At 32.3% G+C, this 17,634-nt stretch carries 15 protein-coding genes; 13 read left to right on the forward strand and 2 right to left on the reverse strand.

The window, feature by feature from the left end; genetic code table 11:
- The first annotated feature begins 231 nt into the window (after positions 1 to 231).
- The 6 genes from RH98_RS16085 (at position 232) to RH98_RS11880 (ending at position 7,128) form a co-directional block, all read left to right on the forward strand.
- Positions 232 to 465 (forward strand): hypothetical protein, encoded by a 234-nt coding sequence (locus RH98_RS16085; RefSeq protein ID WP_010255043.1) that lies wholly within the window; start codon positions 232 to 234, stop codon positions 463 to 465.
- 43 nt (positions 466 to 508) lie between these two features.
- Positions 509 to 706, forward strand: coding sequence for a hypothetical protein (locus tag RH98_RS16090; protein WP_237717538.1), 198 nt, complete (start codon positions 509 to 511; stop codon positions 704 to 706).
- Between the two features lie 10 nt (positions 707 to 716).
- The gene (locus RH98_RS11865) at positions 717 to 1,868 is read left to right on the forward strand and encodes an efflux RND transporter periplasmic adaptor subunit (RefSeq protein WP_010255045.1); all 1,152 of its coding nucleotides are present in this window, start codon (positions 717 to 719) and stop codon (positions 1,866 to 1,868) included.
- Positions 1,869 to 1,871: 3 nt separating this feature from the next.
- Entirely contained in the window at positions 1,872 to 5,009 is a 3,138-nt protein-coding gene (locus tag RH98_RS11870; RefSeq protein ID WP_010255047.1) for an efflux RND transporter permease subunit, read from the forward strand.
- 4 nt (positions 5,010 to 5,013) lie between these two features.
- On the forward strand, positions 5,014 to 6,423 hold the full coding sequence (locus RH98_RS11875; RefSeq protein WP_010255049.1) for an efflux transporter outer membrane subunit: 1,410 nt from the start codon (positions 5,014 to 5,016) through the stop codon (positions 6,421 to 6,423).
- 81 nt (positions 6,424 to 6,504) lie between these two features.
- Positions 6,505 to 7,128 carry a polysaccharide deacetylase family protein gene (locus RH98_RS11880; RefSeq protein ID WP_026038881.1) on the forward strand — a complete coding sequence of 208 codons (624 nt, stop codon included), beginning with the start codon at positions 6,505 to 6,507 and terminating at the stop codon, positions 7,126 to 7,128.
- On the opposite strand, the gene RH98_RS11885 is transcribed toward RH98_RS11880, so the two are convergent.
- Together RH98_RS11885 and RH98_RS11890 are read right to left on the reverse strand one after the other, a co-directional pair.
- Positions 7,123 to 7,419 carry a thioredoxin family protein gene (locus RH98_RS11885; RefSeq protein WP_010255053.1) on the reverse strand — a complete coding sequence of 99 codons (297 nt, stop codon included), beginning with the start codon at positions 7,417 to 7,419 and terminating at the stop codon, positions 7,123 to 7,125. The two genes, RH98_RS11880 and RH98_RS11885, sit on opposite strands and share 6 nt — an antisense overlap.
- A gap of 80 nt (positions 7,420 to 7,499) precedes the next feature.
- Positions 7,500 to 8,738 carry a metallophosphoesterase gene (locus tag RH98_RS11890; RefSeq protein WP_010255055.1) on the reverse strand — a complete coding sequence of 413 codons (1,239 nt, stop codon included), beginning with the start codon at positions 8,736 to 8,738 and terminating at the stop codon, positions 7,500 to 7,502.
- Positions 8,739 to 8,919: 181 nt separating this feature from the next.
- Here RH98_RS11890 and polA point away from each other — a divergent pair, with 181 nt between their 5' ends.
- The 7 genes from polA to RH98_RS11925 all read left to right on the forward strand — a co-directional run bounded on the left by polA (position 8,920) and on the right by RH98_RS11925 (position 17,585).
- Positions 8,920 to 11,736: a DNA polymerase I gene (gene polA / locus RH98_RS11895; RefSeq protein ID WP_010255057.1), complete on the forward strand. Its 2,817-nt coding sequence runs from the start codon at positions 8,920 to 8,922 to the stop codon at positions 11,734 to 11,736.
- A gap of 859 nt (positions 11,737 to 12,595) precedes the next feature.
- The gene (locus RH98_RS11900; RefSeq protein ID WP_010255059.1) at positions 12,596 to 13,159 is read left to right on the forward strand and encodes a 1-acyl-sn-glycerol-3-phosphate acyltransferase; all 564 of its coding nucleotides are present in this window, start codon (positions 12,596 to 12,598) and stop codon (positions 13,157 to 13,159) included.
- A gap of 365 nt (positions 13,160 to 13,524) precedes the next feature.
- A complete protein-coding gene (rplM, locus tag RH98_RS11905; RefSeq protein WP_010255061.1) occupies positions 13,525 to 13,980 on the forward strand; it encodes a 50S ribosomal protein L13 in 456 nt (151 codons plus the stop codon).
- Complete coding sequence (gene rpsI / locus RH98_RS11910; protein WP_010255064.1) at positions 13,980 to 14,366, forward strand: 30S ribosomal protein S9; 387 nt, start codon at positions 13,980 to 13,982, stop codon at positions 14,364 to 14,366. The genes rplM and rpsI overlap by 1 nt, the downstream gene beginning before the upstream one ends.
- A 142-nt stretch (positions 14,367 to 14,508) precedes the next feature.
- A complete protein-coding gene (gene rpsB, locus RH98_RS11915; protein WP_010255067.1) occupies positions 14,509 to 15,246 on the forward strand; it encodes a 30S ribosomal protein S2 in 738 nt (245 codons plus the stop codon).
- 101 nt (positions 15,247 to 15,347) lie between these two features.
- A complete protein-coding gene (tsf, locus tag RH98_RS11920) occupies positions 15,348 to 16,313 on the forward strand; it encodes a translation elongation factor Ts (RefSeq protein ID WP_010255069.1) in 966 nt (321 codons plus the stop codon).
- Between the two features lie 99 nt (positions 16,314 to 16,412).
- Positions 16,413 to 17,585 carry a dicarboxylate/amino acid:cation symporter gene (locus tag RH98_RS11925; protein WP_010255072.1) on the forward strand — a complete coding sequence of 391 codons (1,173 nt, stop codon included), beginning with the start codon at positions 16,413 to 16,415 and terminating at the stop codon, positions 17,583 to 17,585.
- Positions 17,586 to 17,634: the final 49 nt, after the last annotated feature.

A 17,634-nucleotide genomic window follows, 5' to 3' on the forward strand; every position in this document is an offset into this window, starting at 1 on the left:
TTTGTGGATGCAAATATAATGCTATTTTTAAATCTTAAGCAATACTTTTTTAAAAAAAATTAATCGAATAGATAAACTTTTTCTTCTTTTCACATTATCAACTTAATGCAAGAAAACTAAAATTTTCAATTAAGTACACTATCTTTACTACTTCTAAATAATTAAGTTTTTTTAGTTTTGTATTTACCGAACTAAAACTATATTTGCACCATTATCTTTAGGATTATACTTATGCAACAACAAAACACAGAATTGGTAGATTTATTTCAAGACTATTGTGCTCATCATGAGCTAGTTTACCATTTCTCACCTCTTACCGCTCAAATTTACACCTATATTATGTTCAATAATAATAGAGATGGTGTGACTTTTGATGAGCTTATTGAAAAACTTAATGCTAGTAAAAGTTCAGTATCAACTAGCTTAAATTTATTGATATCTAATAATCAAATAGAGCTTCAATAAAATTGACGAGCGTAAAAGGTTCTTTAGGTTAAATCCTAACTTTATGACTATTAGATTACAACTGATAAAAGACGTATTAGAGAGAGAATACCATTTAATAACAAGAATGAAATCTTTCTTAAAATCAGGAGAAATAAACGCTAATAATTGTGAAGCAAAAATGCATCTATACCTAGAGCATCTGCAAAAAAGTAAAAACCAATTAGGAGAAACAATAGAAAAATTAAAAAGTACAAATTAAGTAATTAAATATGAAACGTTATTTCCATACTATCGTTCTAGCATCGCTTGCAGTTAGCATAACTTCATGCGATAAAAAAGCTGAACAAGCTGCAAGACCTCCAATGCCTTACAAAGTTGTTCAAGTACCAGTGCAAGATGTTACTGGACATAATTCTTATCCTACTAACTTACAAGGTAAAGTAACGAGCAGTGTAAGAGCAAAAATATCAGGCTACATACAAGAATTATATGTGGATGAAGGTTCTATTGTTAAAAAAGGGCAACCTCTATTTAGATTAGAAACAAATATTTTAAACGAGAATGCAGATGCTGCTAAAGCTGCAATTCAAACTGCAGAAGCACAAGTTAATGTTGCACAAGTTAATTACGATAAATTAGTTCCTCTTGTAGAAAAGGGAATTATCAGCAAAATTCAACTAGAAACTGCTGCAGCTACTCTCGCAAGTGCAAAAAGTCAATTAGCATCAGCAAAAGCGCAATATAAAAGTATAGTTGCAAACATTGATTATGCTATTGTGAAGAGTCCTATCGATGGAATTGTAGGGGCTATACCTTATCGTATTGGTTCATTAGTTAGCCCATCAGATCCAAGCCCACTAACAGTAGTATCTGATGATAGTGAGATGTATGCCTATTTTTCAATGAATGAAAAAGAATACTTTGACTTCTTAGAAAAAATTGAAGGTGCAACTGTAAAAGACAAATTAAAAAACTTACCAAAAGTTAATCTTAGACTAGCAAATGGGCAAATCTATGGTCAACAAGGTCAAATCGAAACGATCACTGGTCAAGTTAATACAACAACTGGTACAGTACAAGTAAGAGCTTCTTTCCCTAATAAAGAACACATATTAAGTAATGGTAACAGTGGTACTTTATTATTACCTCAATTATATAATGATGTAATGGTGGTACCAGAATCAGCTACTTTCGAGCAACAAGGACAAATCTATGTTTACAAAGTAGAAAACGACACAGCTAAAGCTGTTAAAATCGACGTTACTGACAGAGTAAACAAACTGATCATTGTAAAAGATGGAGTTCAAAAAGGAGAGACAATTGTAGGTACAGGATTAGGTACTCTACGCAGTGGAATGCCAATTACTCCACAACCAGTTGAATTCAAAACAATAAACGAAGCTATTAAATCAACTTTTTAAGGCATGCTAAAGACTTTTATTGAAAGACCTGTATTATCTACAGTTATTTCTATCCTTATAGTAATACTAGGGGTGCTAGGATTATCAGCACTCCCAGTAACGCAGTACCCTGATATTGCACCTCCTACGGTACAAATTGCCGCTTCTTACCCAGGTGCAAATGCTGAGACTGTGATGCAATCTGTGATTATCCCTATTGAAGAACAAGTGAATGGGGTGGAAAACATGGATTATATTACTTCTACAGCGAGTAATGATGGTAGTGCTAGTATTCAAGTAATATTTAAACAAGGGGTTGACCCTGATATTGCTGCGGTAAACGTACAGAACCGTGTGGCACGTGCTACACCATTACTTCCTGCAGAGGTTACACGTTCGGGAGTAACAACACAAAAACAACAAACAAGTGCTTTGATGTTCTTGTCGTTTTACTCAACTAGTCCAAACTACGACGCTATATACTTACAAAACTACATGAATATTAACGTTATTCCTGAGTTGAAACGTGTAAGTGGTGTTGGAGATGCGCAAGCGTTTGGATCTAGAAACTATTCAATGCGTGTATGGATTGATCCTGCTAAAATGAAAGCTTATGGATTAGTACCAACTGATGTAGTAAGAGTATTAAACGAGCAAAGTTTGGAAGCTGCTGCTGGTCAGTTAGGTGAAAACAATGCAGAAGCATTTCAATATGTTATTAAATACAGTGGTCGTTACAAAACGCAAGAACAATACGAGAATATCGTAGTAAAATCACTTGGTAATGGTCAAGTATTACATTTAAAAGATGTTGCTAAGATAGAATTAGGTGCACAATCTTATGTAGGTAGTTCTGAATTAGATGGACATCCAGCTGTAGCAATGGCTATTTACCAAACACCTGGATCAAATGCTCAAGAAATTATTCGAAATTTACATGTTGAGTTAGAAAAATTATCAGAAAGCTTTCCAGATGGTATAGATTACAAAGTATTGATGGATACAAACGAATTCTTAGATGCTTCTATTAGTAAAGTAGTAAGTACCTTAATTGAGGCATTTATATTAGTATTCGTTGTGGTGTATATCTTCTTACAAGATATCCGTTCTACTTTAATTCCATTAATTGCTGTACCAGTAGCGATTGTAGGTACATTCTTCTTCTTGAGTATTTTTGGATTCTCATTAAACCTTTTAACACTATTTGCATTAGTACTAGCCATTGGTATTGTGGTGGATGACGCCATTGTAGTGGTGGAAGCAGTACACGCAAAAATGGAGGATACAGGAGAAGACGCATTAAATGCAAGTATTAATACAATGGGCGAGATATCAGGAGCGATTATTTCGATTACTCTTGTAATGTCAGCGGTATTTATTCCTGTAACCTTTATTAGTGGTCCAACAGGAGTATTCTACAAACAATTTGGTATTACTCTTATTGTTGCTATTATAATATCTGCGATTAACGCATTAACTTTAAGTCCTGCTTTATGTGCATTATTCTTAAAACAACATGGAGATAAAGAAGGCAAAAAAAGAAACTTTGTACAACGCTTCTTTGATGCATTCAACGTTGGGTTTAATAAATTAACTCATCGTTACGGAAATTCATTTAAGTTCCTATTAAAACACAAATGGGTAACCTTTTTGATTTTATTAGGATGTTTAGCTGTAACATACTATGCGGCAAAAACAATGCCTAGTGGATTCGTGCCTAATGAGGACCGTGGTTTCATCATGGGTAATATTGAACTACCACCAGGTGCATCACAAGACCGTGTAACAAGTTTACAACAAGAATTTTCAAAAGTAGTTGAACAAATTCCTGGTGTAGATGGAGTAACAGTTGTTTCTGGATTCTCTTTTATTAATGGTCAAGGGTCTAACTATGGTATGGCCATGATTAAATTAAAAGACTTTAAAGACAGAAAAACACCAGAATTAGCGACTGATGCTATCATTGGAAACTTATTCGGTATCGCAGCTACTCAATTCCAAGATGCTAATATGATTTTCTTCCAACCACCAAGTATACCAGGTTTTGGTATGTCTGCTGGTTTCGAGATGAAATTACTAGACCGCTCAGGAGGTGAATTAACTGATTTTGATCAAAAGTCTAAAGAGTATGTAGCTGCATTAATGCAAAGACCAGAGATATTATATGCTCAGTCTTCATTTAATACAAACTATGCTCAATATGAACTAGACCTTAATATTCCTAGAGCCAAAGAATCAGGAGTATTAGTAAGTGATATTTTCTCAGCTTTACAAGGATATATTGGAGGTATTTATGCTGCAGATTTTACACGTTTTGGTAAACAATACCGTGTAATGGTACAATCATTACCTGAGTATCGTTCAAACAAAAATAGTTTAAATGAGATTTATGTAAAAACAGCATCAGGAGAAATGACACCTGTAACGCAATTTGTAGACTTGAAAAAAGTATATGGACCACAATCTGTGAACCGTTATAACTTATTTACTTCTTCAAATATTAATGGTGCTCCAAAACCTGGATATAGTTCAGGAGATGCAATTAAAGCTGTACAAGAAGTAGCGCAACAAACGTTATCATCAAGCTATAGTATTGACTTTACGGGATTAACACGTGAGGAAATTAATGCTGGTTCTCAAACAATTTTAATCTTTGCACTTTGTGTAATATTCGTTTACTTCTTATTATCTGCACAGTATGAAAGTTACTTATTGCCATTCGCAGTAATTTTCTCTCTACCTACAGGTATTATGGGAGCATTCTTTGCACAAAAAATAGCAGGGTTAGAAAACAACATTTATTTCCAGATTGCACTGGTGATGCTGGTCGGACTTCTCGCGAAAAATGCCATTCTGATTGTGGAATTCGCTGTACAGAGACGTAGACATGGTGAATCAATTGCTGAATCTGCAATTAATGGAGCTAAAGCACGTCTAAGACCGATCTTAATGACTTCATTTGCCTTTATTTTAGGTTTAATGCCTCTTGTATTTGCAAAAGGAGTTGGAGACGTAGGTAACCGTTCAATTGGTACTGGTGCTGCTTTCGGTCTTTTAATTGGGACTATTATTGGAGTATTTGTAATTCCAGTATTATATGCTATTTTCCAATATCTTCAAGAAAAAATAAAACCTATTAAATTTGAGGAACAAAAGCATTAAGAAAATGAGAAAACAAACATTATATAGAGTTATACCTATTGCTCTTTTAGGACTTACAATGCAATCTTGTTTTGTGGCCAAAAAGTACGATAGACCTGAAGTTATTGACGAGCAATATTATCGCTCTGATAAAATATCACAAGATACTCTTTCTATGGCTACAGTGTCATGGAAAGAGTTATTCTCTGATCCTATTCTAATAAACTATATCGATAAATCGTTAGAAAACAATTTAGATATTAGAATAGCTTTAGAAAACATTAATGCTGCACAAGCATATATGGCACAAGGCAAATGGGGATACGCACCTACATTAAATCTTGGGGCTAATTATACTCACAGTGTTGTTTCTAAAAACTCACCACAAGGTCAACCGTTTGGCGATAATAGAGTTAAAAGCGACTTACATGAAATAAACGGACAATTCTCTTGGGAATTAGATGTTTGGGGAAAAATAAGAAGTAATAAAAGAGCTGCAGCTGCTGGATATTTACAATCAGTAGCAGCACACCAAGCTGTAAAAACACAGTTAATATCTACAATTGCTTCTACTTACTTCCAATTATTAGCACTTGACCAACAAAAAGCAATAACAGAACAAACTATTATTAATAGAAAAAATAGTTTGGAAACTATTGAAGCTTTAAAAGAAGCGGGGCAAGTTAATGAAGTAGCTGTGAAACAAACGCAAGCTCAACTTTACAATGCACAAGCACTTTTAGTTGATTTAAACAATAGTATTAAACTAACTGAAAATACATTTAGTATCCTTCTAGGTGAAGCTCCTGAAGCAATACAAAGAGGAACACTTGCTGCCCAAAAAATAAATGCTGACCTAACAATTGGTGTACCATTGCAATTATTGAGCAATAGACCAGATGTAAGAGCTGCTGAATTTGGTTTACTAAATGCATTTGAAATGACAAATGTTGCAAGAAGTAACTTCTACCCTTCTTTTAGAATTACAGCTAATGGAGGTTTACAAAGTGTAAAATTTGACGACCTATTTAATAGCAATTCACTTTTTGCTAATATTATCGGAGGTCTTACTCAACCACTTTTTAATGGTAGACAAATAAGAACGCAACATGAAGTAGCAAAAGCTAATCAAGAAAAAGCTTATTTAGGTTATAAAAAAGCTGTTCTAAATGCTTCTAAAGAAGTTTCTGATGCTTTATATACTTATGAAAGTTCAACGAATAAACTAGTGCTTAAAAAACAAGAATATGAGTCTTATAATCTTGCTACTGAGTACTCAGAAGAATTGTTGGTACAAGGTATGGCTAACTACTTAGATGTTTTGACTGCTAGAGAAAGTGCTTTAGCTGCTGAGTTAGCTTATATTAATACAGAATTATCTCAATTAAATTCACTAGTACAACTTTATAAAGCTGTAGGTGGAGGAGTAAAATAATAATACAGTTAATTGTTATTCGATGAAAGAGTGGTTGTGTTTAAAGCAACCACTCTTTTTATTTTTTTATATTTGTCTGTAATGAATCTATCGCAAAAAATACTTTCTTTAATCTATAATAATTTTTTCTGGAGACAACCTACTCTAGAAAAAAAAGTATTTCTCACTTTTGATGATGGTCCTATACCAGAGGTAACAGAATGGGTATTAGATATACTAAAATCACATAATATTAAAGCCACCTTTTTTTGTATAGGAGATAATATCAGAAAACATCCTTTAATTTTTAAACGCATTTTGGATGAAGGCCACCAAGTGGGTAACCACACATATAATCATCTTAATGGATGGAAATACAATAAACAAGATTATTTTGACAACTTTTTAAAATGTCAAGAAGAAATAAACAAATTCGCCTTGCCTACCCGACTATTATTTAGACCACCTTATGGTAAATTAAAATTCTCTCAAAGTAGACAAATTAGACAATTAGGCTATGACATTATAATGTGGTATAATCTTACAAAAGATTACGATAAAAAGATATCTCCTAGCCAATGCTTTAATAGATCAGTTAAGGGTATAAAAAATGGAAGTATAATTGTATTTCACGACAGCCTAAAAGCTAAGACAAATTTACAAATCACACTTCCAAAAACAATTGAATACCTTCTCTCAAAAGGATTTCAATTCGACAAATTATAATAATGTTTGTACAACATTAATTAAAGAATTAACATCCATTACTTTACTTTGACGCCAAATCATAGTATTATCTTTATATAATAACATAGTGGGAACTTGCTTGATACGCAACGCTTCAATCAGTTCTTTGTTTTTATCCACATCAATTTTAACAATACGCAACTTATCTCCTAAACTAGCAGCAACATCATGAAGAATAGGGTTCATTTCTGCGCAAGCTTCATTCCATTGTGCAAAAAAATGAACTAACACAGGAATATCTGAGGTAACTAATTCTCCGAATTTCGACATATATCTCTATTTTGTAAATTAAATTTTATCTGTTATTTAGACACTTCTATATACAAAAATATAATTTTTTATAGAATTTCTTACTTTTTTCTCCTTAATTCTATCACAGTAATCTCAGGCCAAATTCCTGTACGTCCAGGATAAGCATGATAACCGAAACCTCGATTGACATAAATATACTTGTTCATCTTTTCATACAAACCAGCCCATTGCTTATAAACGTATTGAATTGGGCTCCATTTTATAAAACCAGGAATCTCTATACCAAACTGTGAACCATGTGTATGCCCTGCTAAAGTTAACTGAAAATTCTTTGGATGATCTACTATTTGAGCATCCCAATGAGAGGGATCATGACTCATTAAAATTTTAAATTCGTCAGCATCAACACCAACAGTAGCCTTATCTAAATCACCATACTTCATGAATTTTAGTTCTGCTCCCCAATTTTCTACTCCTACAATGGTAATACTTTGTCCGTCTTTATAAATTTTAGTGTTTTCATTTCTCAGCAACTCAAATCCTATCCTTGGACTTATATCACAAATCGCCTGAAAATTAGCACGTCGCTCCTCTTCTGTATCCCATTTAGCATAATCTCCATAATCATGATTCCCTAATATTGAAAAATTGCCATACTCATGTGGACGCAATTTATCAAAAACGTCAAACCACGGAGTCATTTCATCTGCAATACTATTTACTATATCTCCTGTAAATAATAACAAATCAGATTCTTGTGAATTAATCAAATCAACAGCATATTCAATCTTTTCACGATTATCAAAACTTCCACAGTGAATATCAGAAACCTGTGTAAACTTAAAACCATCAAAAGCTTCTGGAAGATCATCAAACTCTAATATAAGTTTATAAACTTGAAATTTATAACGACCTATCGTAATACCGTGTAATACAGATACAAAAGGAATTGCTGCAATACCAAGTGCTATTTTTGTAATAAAAGATCTACGTCCTGGCAGAAACTTTCCATCTTCAGAGGCTTCCCCCTCCCTTTTAATCAATTGATAAATTCCTCTAAAAATGCGTACGACATCCTCTAAAATAAGAAATAGAGTCACTATAATCTTAGGCAAATAAAACAGCAAAATCATTGCTGCTGCCCACATAGATTTATGATTTGTTGGAGAATGAGTATCAAATGTCGAAAATCCGTATCCAATATAAATCAACAACAAAACAGTAAGAAAAACATAGAGGAATTTAATTCCATTGCGTTTGGTAAGCTGTTTAACTGCCTGATAGCTATATAACTCAATAACTAGTAATAATAATCCTATAATAATAAATTTCAACATTTGTTTCGTCCTCTAAACAACAAATTTACCTTATTACCTAAACTATAAAAATATCTTTAACATAATTTAAATATTATTATAAGTACTTCATATAAAGTAAAGTTAGATAACCTTTTTCTAAGCGGAGCAAAATTATGTATCTTTGAAATCATATTAAAAAACAATTAAAATCCATCCTTAAATGGTTAATAAAAAACGTCTTTTCCTTCTAGATGCGTATGCACTGATTTTTCGCGGTTATTATGCTTTTATAAAAAATCCAAGAATTAATTCAAAAGGCTTAGATACATCAGCTATCTTAGGTTTTATGAATTCACTTTTAGATGTTATTAAAAGAGAACAACCCGATCATTTGGCAGTAGCTTTTGACAATGGAGGAAGTGCAGACCGCGTGGCTATCTTTCCAGAATATAAAGCCAATAGAGATGAAACTCCTGAAGCTATAAAAATTGCTGTTCCCTATATTAAGGAAATTTTGAAAGCAATGCACATCCCTATTATTGAGCAAAAAGGATTTGAAGCAGATGACTTAATCGGTACGCTTTCAAAACAAGCTGAAAAAGAAGGCTTCTCCGTATATATGGTAACTCCAGATAAAGATTATGCTCAATTAGTTTCTGAAAATATTTTCATGTATAAACCTGCACGTATGGGTAATGGCATAGAAATATGGGGCGTAGATCAAGTAAAAGAAAAATTTGAAGTTGATGAGCCTGAACAAGTAATCGACTATCTAGGTATGATGGGAGATGCTGTTGACAACATTCCAGGACTACCAGGAGTAGGTGAAAAAACAGCTAAAAAATTCATAAAACAATATGGTTCAATGGAAAACCTTTTAGCAAATACACATGAGCTAAAAGGAAAAATGAAAGAGAATATTGAAGCTAATAAAGAAAAAGGTATTCTATCTAAAAAATTAGCTACCATCATGCTTGACTGTCCAGTGGAATTCGATGCAAAAAAATATGAATTAGAAAGTCCAGATATTGAAAAATCGGAAGCTCTATTTATCGAACTAGAATTCAGAAGAATGAAAGAACAATTCGATAAGATATTTACTGGAGATAAAGAAATTATACCTACACCAACTGAGATCACTAGTGAATCTAAAAATAACGAAGAACAATTTTCTTTATTTGGGGAAAGTGAGAACGTCGATAACAGTGAATCACCTTATTTTTCTAATTTGAATACAGTTACACATGTATATCAATTATGTGATACACCGTTTGCTATAAAGTTATTAATCCAGAAATTACTTCAACAAAAAAGTGTTTGTTTCGATACCGAAACTACTGGACTAGATGCATTGAATGCTGAATTAGTTGGTATTGCATTCTCTTTTGAAAAAGGTAGTGCTTTCTACGTTCCTTTTCCAGAAGACACAGAAGAGGCAACTAATTTAATTCAACAGTTTAAACCATTCTTTGAATCAGAAACGATTGAAAAGGTTGGTCAAAATTTAAAATACGATATAAAAGTATTAAAGAAATATAATATCAGTGTTAAGGGTCCATTATTTGATACTATGATTGCGCATTATCTAATTAATCCTGATATGCGTCATAATATGGATATCCTTGCTGAGACTTACTTGAAATATACTCCGCAACCAATTGAAGAACTAATTGGCAAAAAAGGAAAAAATCAAAAAACAATGAGAGATATCGATCTTGAGCTTGTGAAAGAATATGCAGGTGAAGATGCTGATATAACTATGCAATTAAAAAATGATTTTTCTGCACAACTAAAAGCAACTAAAACGGAAGACTTATTTAACAATATAGAAGTCCCATTAGTTTCTGTATTAGCTGATATGGAAAGTGAAGGAATACGATTAGATATTGATTATTTAAAATCACTATCCTCAGCTTTAGATTCTGATATTAAAGCTTTAGAACAAAGCATATATTTGGAGGCAGGAGAAGAATTTAATCTTGCTTCACCAAAACAATTAGGAGACATTCTATTTGATAAACTAAAAATTGGAGGAAGCAAACCTAAGAAAACAAAAACTGGGCAATATGCTACAGGTGAAGAGATCTTAAGTGAACTTGTAGATAAACATCAAATAGTAAAAGATATTCTAGAATGGCGACAATTAATCAAACTTCAGAATACCTATGTTGAGGCTCTTCCTAAACAAGTAGATGAAAAAACAAAACGCATTCATACAGAATACATGCAAGCTGTAGCAGCTACTGGTAGATTAAGTTCAAATAACCCTAACTTACAAAACATTCCTGTTAGAACTGAAAGAGGTCGTCAAGTAAGAAAAGCCTTTGTTGCAAAAAATGATGATTATGTCATTCTAGCTGCCGATTATTCACAAATAGAATTAAGAATAATTGCAGCCTTAAGCAAGGAACCTAATATGATTGAAGCTTTTAAACAAGGTTTAGATATTCACAAAGCTACTACTGCAAAAGTATTTAATGTGCCATTAGAAGAAGTCACAAAAGAACAACGTAGTCATGCTAAAACTGTAAACTTTGGAATTATCTATGGTGTTTCAGCTTTTGGTTTAAGTAACCAAACAAACTTAACTAGATCAGAAAGTAAAGACTTAATAGATGCCTATTATGCCACTTATCCTAAACTTAAAGATTATATCTCAAAGCAAATAGACTTCGCAAGAGAACATGGGTATGTACAAACTATTCTTGGCAGAAGACGCTATTTAAAAGATATTAATTCTCACAATGCTGTAGTTAAAGGTGCTGCAGAGCGAAATGCAGTTAATGCTCCTATTCAAGGTAGTGCTGCAGATATCATAAAAATTGCAATGATCAACATTCAAAAAAGATTGAAACAAGAGAATTGGAAATCTAAAATGCTATTGCAAGTACATGATGAGCTAGTATTTGATGCATATAAAGAAGAATTAGATGCTTTAAAAACAATGATTAAACAAGAAATGGAAAATGCTTATACTTTAGAAATTCCATTAGTTGTTGATTTAGGAGTTGGTCAAAACTGGCTAGAAGCACATTAATTAAATAACAATTATATAATAAACTTAAAAAAGAGTTGTCAATAAGATTGACAACTCTTTTTTATTGCCTATTGAATTCATCTTGACTTTTTAGTTTTCTAAACTTTCTATATTAAATATATCCTTTACCTATCAATAGGCTATAAATTTTTTCGAAAACATCTTAACTATCCGAGCAAAAAAACACCTCACTTTTTTTTAAATCCAAAAAACATATCTAACTAAAAAACAATACTTTAAATCAAAAAACGATCTATTGAGTTAAAATTAGAATGCTTGGCAAAGCTAGTATTCATATGCATTAGAGCGAAATCCTTCAACACTTCTTCAACATTACCCCATGATTGCTCCATATAGAGGACTATTTGTTGAAGGAATCTTGAAGAACTGTTGACGCACTGTTGAAAAAATCATATCGTCTACAGTAATAAAGGAGTAAAAAAGGCAGATAAAAAATCAAATATTCCATGAGACATTTTAAGTACTTGTATTCAAAAAAAACCTTTGAATAATTAGATAATTAATTTTTAAAAAGATTACAGTATAAGAAGTGTAGATAATCGATGAAATAAAATAACTATTTTTATTTTCTCATTTCCTTTACCACCTATGTGAGATGCATCATTATCGTAGCTTCACTCAAAAAATCCCCTCCTTTACTAATAACAATATTGACATATAATAAAATCATACTAATTTTATCTCATAAACCAAGCTCTAATAATTTCAATTACGACAAAGTATTAGAGCCTTTCCTAAACTTTTCCCAAAAAAGAAGTCTACAAAATAGACTTCTTTTTTATTTCCCATCTTTTGATTCTTATTAATTTGCTTAGATTTGCCAGATAAAATGCAAATAATGAAGAAATTACTAGGCCGCATTATGTTAGGTATATCGGGTTGGAAACTTAATACGAATAATATAGATATTGACAAAGAGCGAAAAACAATACTAATCTGTGTACCACATACATCAAATTGGGATTTTTATTACAGTCTTGCTTGCTTCTGGGTAATGGGAGTTCCCTTCAAAATGTTTATTAAAGATTATTATACCAAAGCGTGGTTCGGTTTTATCTTTAAAGCAATAGGTTGTATTGGAGTGGATAGAAACAAACGTCAAAATCTAGTAGAATACGCTGTTTCTTTAATAAATAATGCAGATAAGATTGCTATAATTAATACACCGGAAGGTACTAGAGCATATTCTGACAAATGGAAACAAGGTTTCTATCAAATCGCTAAGCAGGCAGATATTCCAATTGCACTATGTTATGCTGATTATAGAAAAAAAGAATGTGGTATTATGAAGTTATTAAAAGTGAATGACCTTACTTTTGAACAAACGCTCGATGAAATAGCTCCTTATTATTCAAAAGAAATGGCTAAATATCCAGAAAACTTTAATCCTAAATTTTATTAATACTCTAATATACAAAAGCTAGAAATTATCTTTCTAGCTTTTTTTATACCCTCAATTAAAGTAATACTATTGTAACACAGGTACTCTTAAATAATTATGATAAATAATAAAACCTATTTAGTATATAGAATATTGTATTTAAATAATATTTTTATTTAACCCTCTGCTAAAATATACCTACCAAGAATAACGATAAAAAAAACATAGATAACTTAGATTCTATTAAATCAATTATATTGTTAGTCAAATAATTGAGTATCAAACTTTATTAAAAAATAAATTAGAAATTTGTATAGTAAAAGATTTTATGTACTTTTGCACTCCCTTTATTGGGAATGGAATGTTTAATTAAATACAAATTTATTGTGGAAAGTTTAAGCTACAAGACAGTATCAGCTAACAAAGCAACTGCTCAAAAAGAGTGGTTAGTAGTAGATGCTGAAGGTCAAAATTTGGGACGTCTTGCTTCAAAAGTTGCAGTACTTTTAAGAGGTAAGCACAAAACAAATTATACACCTCACGTGGACTGTGGAGACAACGTAATCGTTATCAATGCAGAGAAAATTAATCTAACAGGTAACAAACTTGATGAGAAAACTTACATCCGTCATACAGGTTACCCAGGTGGACAAAGATCATTAACTGCTAAAGTAATGCAACAAAAAAATCCTGCATTATTAATCGAGAAAGCAGTAAAAGGGATGTTGCCTAAAAACAAATTAGGATCACAATTATTCCGTAATCTAAATGTAAATGTAGGTGCTGAGCACAAACACGGAGCTCAACAACCTAAAACCGTTAATTTAAACGAAATTAAGTAATGGGAGTTATTCACAAAATCGGTAGAAGAAAAACCGCTGTTGCTCGTGTTTATGTTTCTGAAGGAACAGGAAAAATCACAGTAAACAAAAAAGAGTTCACAACTTATTTCCCAACAGCTACATTACAATACAAAGTTTTACAACCACTTTCTTTAACAGAAAATGTTGAGAACTTTGATATTAAAGTAAATGTATACGGAGGAGGAACTACAGGACAAGCTGAAGCAGTGCGTATGGCAATTGCTAGAGCTATGTGTGAAATAGAAATCGAAAACAGAGCTGTTTTAAAACCAGAAGGATTACTTACACGTGACCCACGTATGGTTGAGCGTAAAAAATTCGGTCAGAAAAAAGCTCGTAAGAGATTCCAATTCTCTAAACGTTAATATTTACACATTATTAAAAAATCTAAGTTTTTGTTGCCCACTTGCTGAGGCAAGAGGTAGTTTAGCATCTAAATGGTTAGGACCGAAAATTAATTCGCTACCTTATCATTGCTAAAGTAACAGAACGTAAACTATTACAGAAATGGCAAACAAAGTAGAAGTTAAAGAATTACTAGAAGCAGGTGTTCATTTCGGACACATGACTAGAAAATGGGATCCAAACATGGCTCCTTATATCTATATGGAGCGTAATGGTATTCACATTATCAATCTATATAAAACTGCAGCTAAAATTGAAGAAGCTAATGAAGCTTTGAAAAAAATTGCTGCATCAGGAAGAAAAGTTCTTTTCGTTGCAACTAAAAAGCAAGCAAAAGACATCGTAGCTGAAAAAGCAGCTGCGGCTAACATGCCTTACATCACTGAAAGATGGCCAGGTGGTATGTTAACAAACTTCGTTACTATTCGTAAAGCTGTTAAAAAAATGGCTTCAATCGATAGAATGAAAAAAGACGGTACATTTATGACTCTTTCTAAAAAAGAGCGTTTACAAGTTGAACGTCTTCGTGCAAAATTAGAGAAAAACTTAGGTTCTATTGCTGACATGACTCGTCTACCAGCAGCTCTATTTGTTGTAGATATTAAAGCTGAACACATTGCGATTAAAGAAGCTCAAAAATTAAACATTCCGATCTTCGCTATGGTAGATACTAACTCTGACCCACGTCAAGTTGATTTCGTTATACCAGCAAACGATGATGCTTCTAAATCAATCGATAAAATTTTATCTTTAGTTACTTCTGCAATTATCGAAGGTAATGCAGAAAGAAAATCTGAAAAAGAAGAAGCTGCTGCTACAGTAGAAGCTCCTAAAGCATAATTTTTTAACAATATCATAAAGTCGTTGTGCTGATAGATGTATACCTTTGTACACAACTGTCCATAACGACTTTTTTTATTAACTATTAAATACAACATACAATGGCGAATATTACTGCTGCAGATGTAAACAAACTTAGACAACTTACAGGTGCCGGAATGATGGACTGTAAAAAAGCTTTAGTTGAAGCTGAAGGAGATTTCGATAAAGCAATCGAAGTTTTACGTAAAAAAGGACAAAAAGTTGCTGCTAACCGTTCAGACCGTGAGTCTACAGAAGGAGCTGCAGTAGCTGTCATTAACGCAGATAAAACTAGAGGAGTTGTAATCACATTAAACTGTGAAACTGACTTCGTAGGTAAAAATGAAGGTTTCCAAGCTTTAGCTAAAGAATTAGCTGAAAAAGCAATCAACTTTGATACTAAAGAAGCTTTCTTAGCTTCTCCATATAATGCAGAGATGACTATTGCTGAAAAATGTATTGAGCAAACTGGAGTTATCGGTGAAAAAATTGAAATCGGTTCTTTTGAAGTTCTTGAGGGAGCATTCATCGGTTCATATGTTCACGGAAACAAAATTGCTGCTATCGTAGCATTATCTTCTCCTATTGCTAAAGCTGAAGAATTAGCAAAAGATATCTCTATGCAAGTTGCTTCAATGGGAGCTGAAACTTTATCTTATAAAGATTTCGATCCTGAATTTGTTGCTAAAGAAACTGAGGCACGTATTGCTGTTATCGTTAAAGAAAACGAAGAGCTTGTACGTTTAGGAAAAACACTTAAAAATGTTCCTCAATATATTTCTTACGCTCAAATTACTGACGAAGTATTAAAACAAGCTGAAGAGGCTGCTAAAGCTGAATTAAAAGCTGAAGGAAAACCTGAAAATATTTGGGATAGAATTTTACCAGGTAAAATTCAACGTTTCATCAGTGATAATACAACTTTAGACCAAGAGAAAGCATTACTTGACCAAAACTTCATCAAAGATGAAAGTAAAAAAGTGGGAGAGTATGTTAAATCTTTCGATGTTGAAATTACAGGATTCAAAAGAGCTTCTTTAGGATAATCACACTGAATTCTTAAAAAAATATTAAAAGCCTTAAACAATGTTTAAGGCTTTTTTTTATATTTACTTTTTATAAAATTGAAAATATAATCGAAACCTATGAAATTATTACTAAAAAACTTACTCTTTCAAATTATACTTGCAATATTATTAGGAAGTATACTTGGAAATTATTTACCTGAAAGCATTGGTCGTATCTTTGCCACCTTTAATGGACTTTTTGGTAATTTCTTAGGCTTTGCTATTCCTTTAATCATTGTTGGTCTTATTATCCCTGCAATTGGAAATATAGGTAAGAGTGCAGGTAAACTACTTGTATTAACAACATGTATAGCCTATCTATCAACTTTATTAACAGGTTTTCTAACTTATGGGGTGTGTATTAATATTTTTCCAAAATTACTTGCTACAGAAAAATTAGAAGCAATCGAATCATCCGCAAATAACTTATTGCCTTATTTTTCAATAGAAATGCCTCCACTTATTGATGTGATGAGTGCCCTTATTATTGCATTTATTATAGGAATTGGAATATCAAGATCTAATTCACCTTATCTAAGAGGAACATTTAGTGAATTTGAAAAAATAATCATGACCTTAATTAATAAAGCCATTATACCATTTTTACCCATTTTTATTTTTGGAGTATTTATGAATATGACTTATAGTGGACAAGTATATACGATTATTGATACCTTTGTTAAAATAATAGTAGTGATTTTTGTATTACACGTATTTGTACTAGTATTACAATATTCTATAGCTGGAATGGTATCAGGTAAAAATCCTTTTCCAATGATGAGAAATATGTTGCCAGCATATTTTACAGCTTTAGGTACACAATCTTCCGCTGCGACTATCCCTGTTACATTAAAACAGTCTTTAAAAAACGAAATAGACCCTAAAATAGCGGGTTTTACAATTCCACTATGCGCAACTATACATTTAGCGGGAAGTACGCTTAAAATCGTTGCCTGTGCAATTGCCTTAATGTTAATACAAGGCGAAAACATAGATGCTTTACAAATGGTAGGCTTCATTATGATGCTTGGAGTAACAATGATTGCCGCCCCAGGAGTTCCTGGTGGGGCTATTATGGCAGCACTTGGTGTATTATCTAGCATATTAGGTTTTAATACAGAACAACAATCCCTAATGATTGCACTATACATTGCTATGGATAGTTTTGGTACTGCTTGTAATGTAATGGGTGATGGTGCCATTGCAATTATTGTAGATAAATTTGCTAGTAAAAAGAATCTTATCGTTTAAAAAAATAATAACCTACAAACAAAAAAGCTCCTTGAAGATAGAATTCTTC

The sequence above is a fragment of the Myroides injenensis M09-0166 genome, from assembly GCF_000246945.1.
Classification (GTDB): Bacteria; Bacteroidota; Bacteroidia; order Flavobacteriales; family Flavobacteriaceae; genus Flavobacterium; species Flavobacterium injenense.

What these genes read in the sequence shown, in the direction of transcription:
- RH98_RS16085 (WP_010255043.1), top strand. Translation starts at nt 232, where the DNA reads ATGCAACAACAAAACACAGAATTGGTAGATTTATTTCAAGACTATTGT.
- rpsB (WP_010255067.1), top strand. Translation starts at nt 14,509, where the DNA reads ATGGCAAACAAAGTAGAAGTTAAAGAATTACTAGAAGCAGGTGTTCAT.
- polA (WP_010255057.1), top strand. Translation starts at nt 8,920, where the DNA reads ATGGTTAATAAAAAACGTCTTTTCCTTCTAGATGCGTATGCACTGATT.
- RH98_RS11925 (WP_010255072.1), top strand. Translation starts at nt 16,413, where the DNA reads ATGAAATTATTACTAAAAAACTTACTCTTTCAAATTATACTTGCAATA.
- RH98_RS11880 (WP_026038881.1), top strand. Translation starts at nt 6,505, where the DNA reads ATGAATCTATCGCAAAAAATACTTTCTTTAATCTATAATAATTTTTTC.
- RH98_RS11890 (WP_010255055.1), bottom strand. Translation starts at nt 8,738, where the DNA reads ATGTTGAAATTTATTATTATAGGATTATTATTACTAGTTATTGAGTTA.
- RH98_RS11885 (WP_010255053.1), bottom strand. Translation starts at nt 7,419, where the DNA reads ATGTCGAAATTCGGAGAATTAGTTACCTCAGATATTCCTGTGTTAGTT.
- RH98_RS11865 (WP_010255045.1), top strand. Translation starts at nt 717, where the DNA reads ATGAAACGTTATTTCCATACTATCGTTCTAGCATCGCTTGCAGTTAGC.
- rpsI (WP_010255064.1), top strand. Translation starts at nt 13,980, where the DNA reads ATGGGAGTTATTCACAAAATCGGTAGAAGAAAAACCGCTGTTGCTCGT.
- RH98_RS11870 (WP_010255047.1), top strand. Translation starts at nt 1,872, where the DNA reads ATGCTAAAGACTTTTATTGAAAGACCTGTATTATCTACAGTTATTTCT.
- RH98_RS11875 (WP_010255049.1), top strand. Translation starts at nt 5,014, where the DNA reads ATGAGAAAACAAACATTATATAGAGTTATACCTATTGCTCTTTTAGGA.
- RH98_RS16090 (WP_237717538.1), top strand. Translation starts at nt 509, where the DNA reads ATGACTATTAGATTACAACTGATAAAAGACGTATTAGAGAGAGAATAC.
- tsf (WP_010255069.1), top strand. Translation starts at nt 15,348, where the DNA reads ATGGCGAATATTACTGCTGCAGATGTAAACAAACTTAGACAACTTACA.
- RH98_RS11900 (WP_010255059.1), top strand. Translation starts at nt 12,596, where the DNA reads ATGAAGAAATTACTAGGCCGCATTATGTTAGGTATATCGGGTTGGAAA.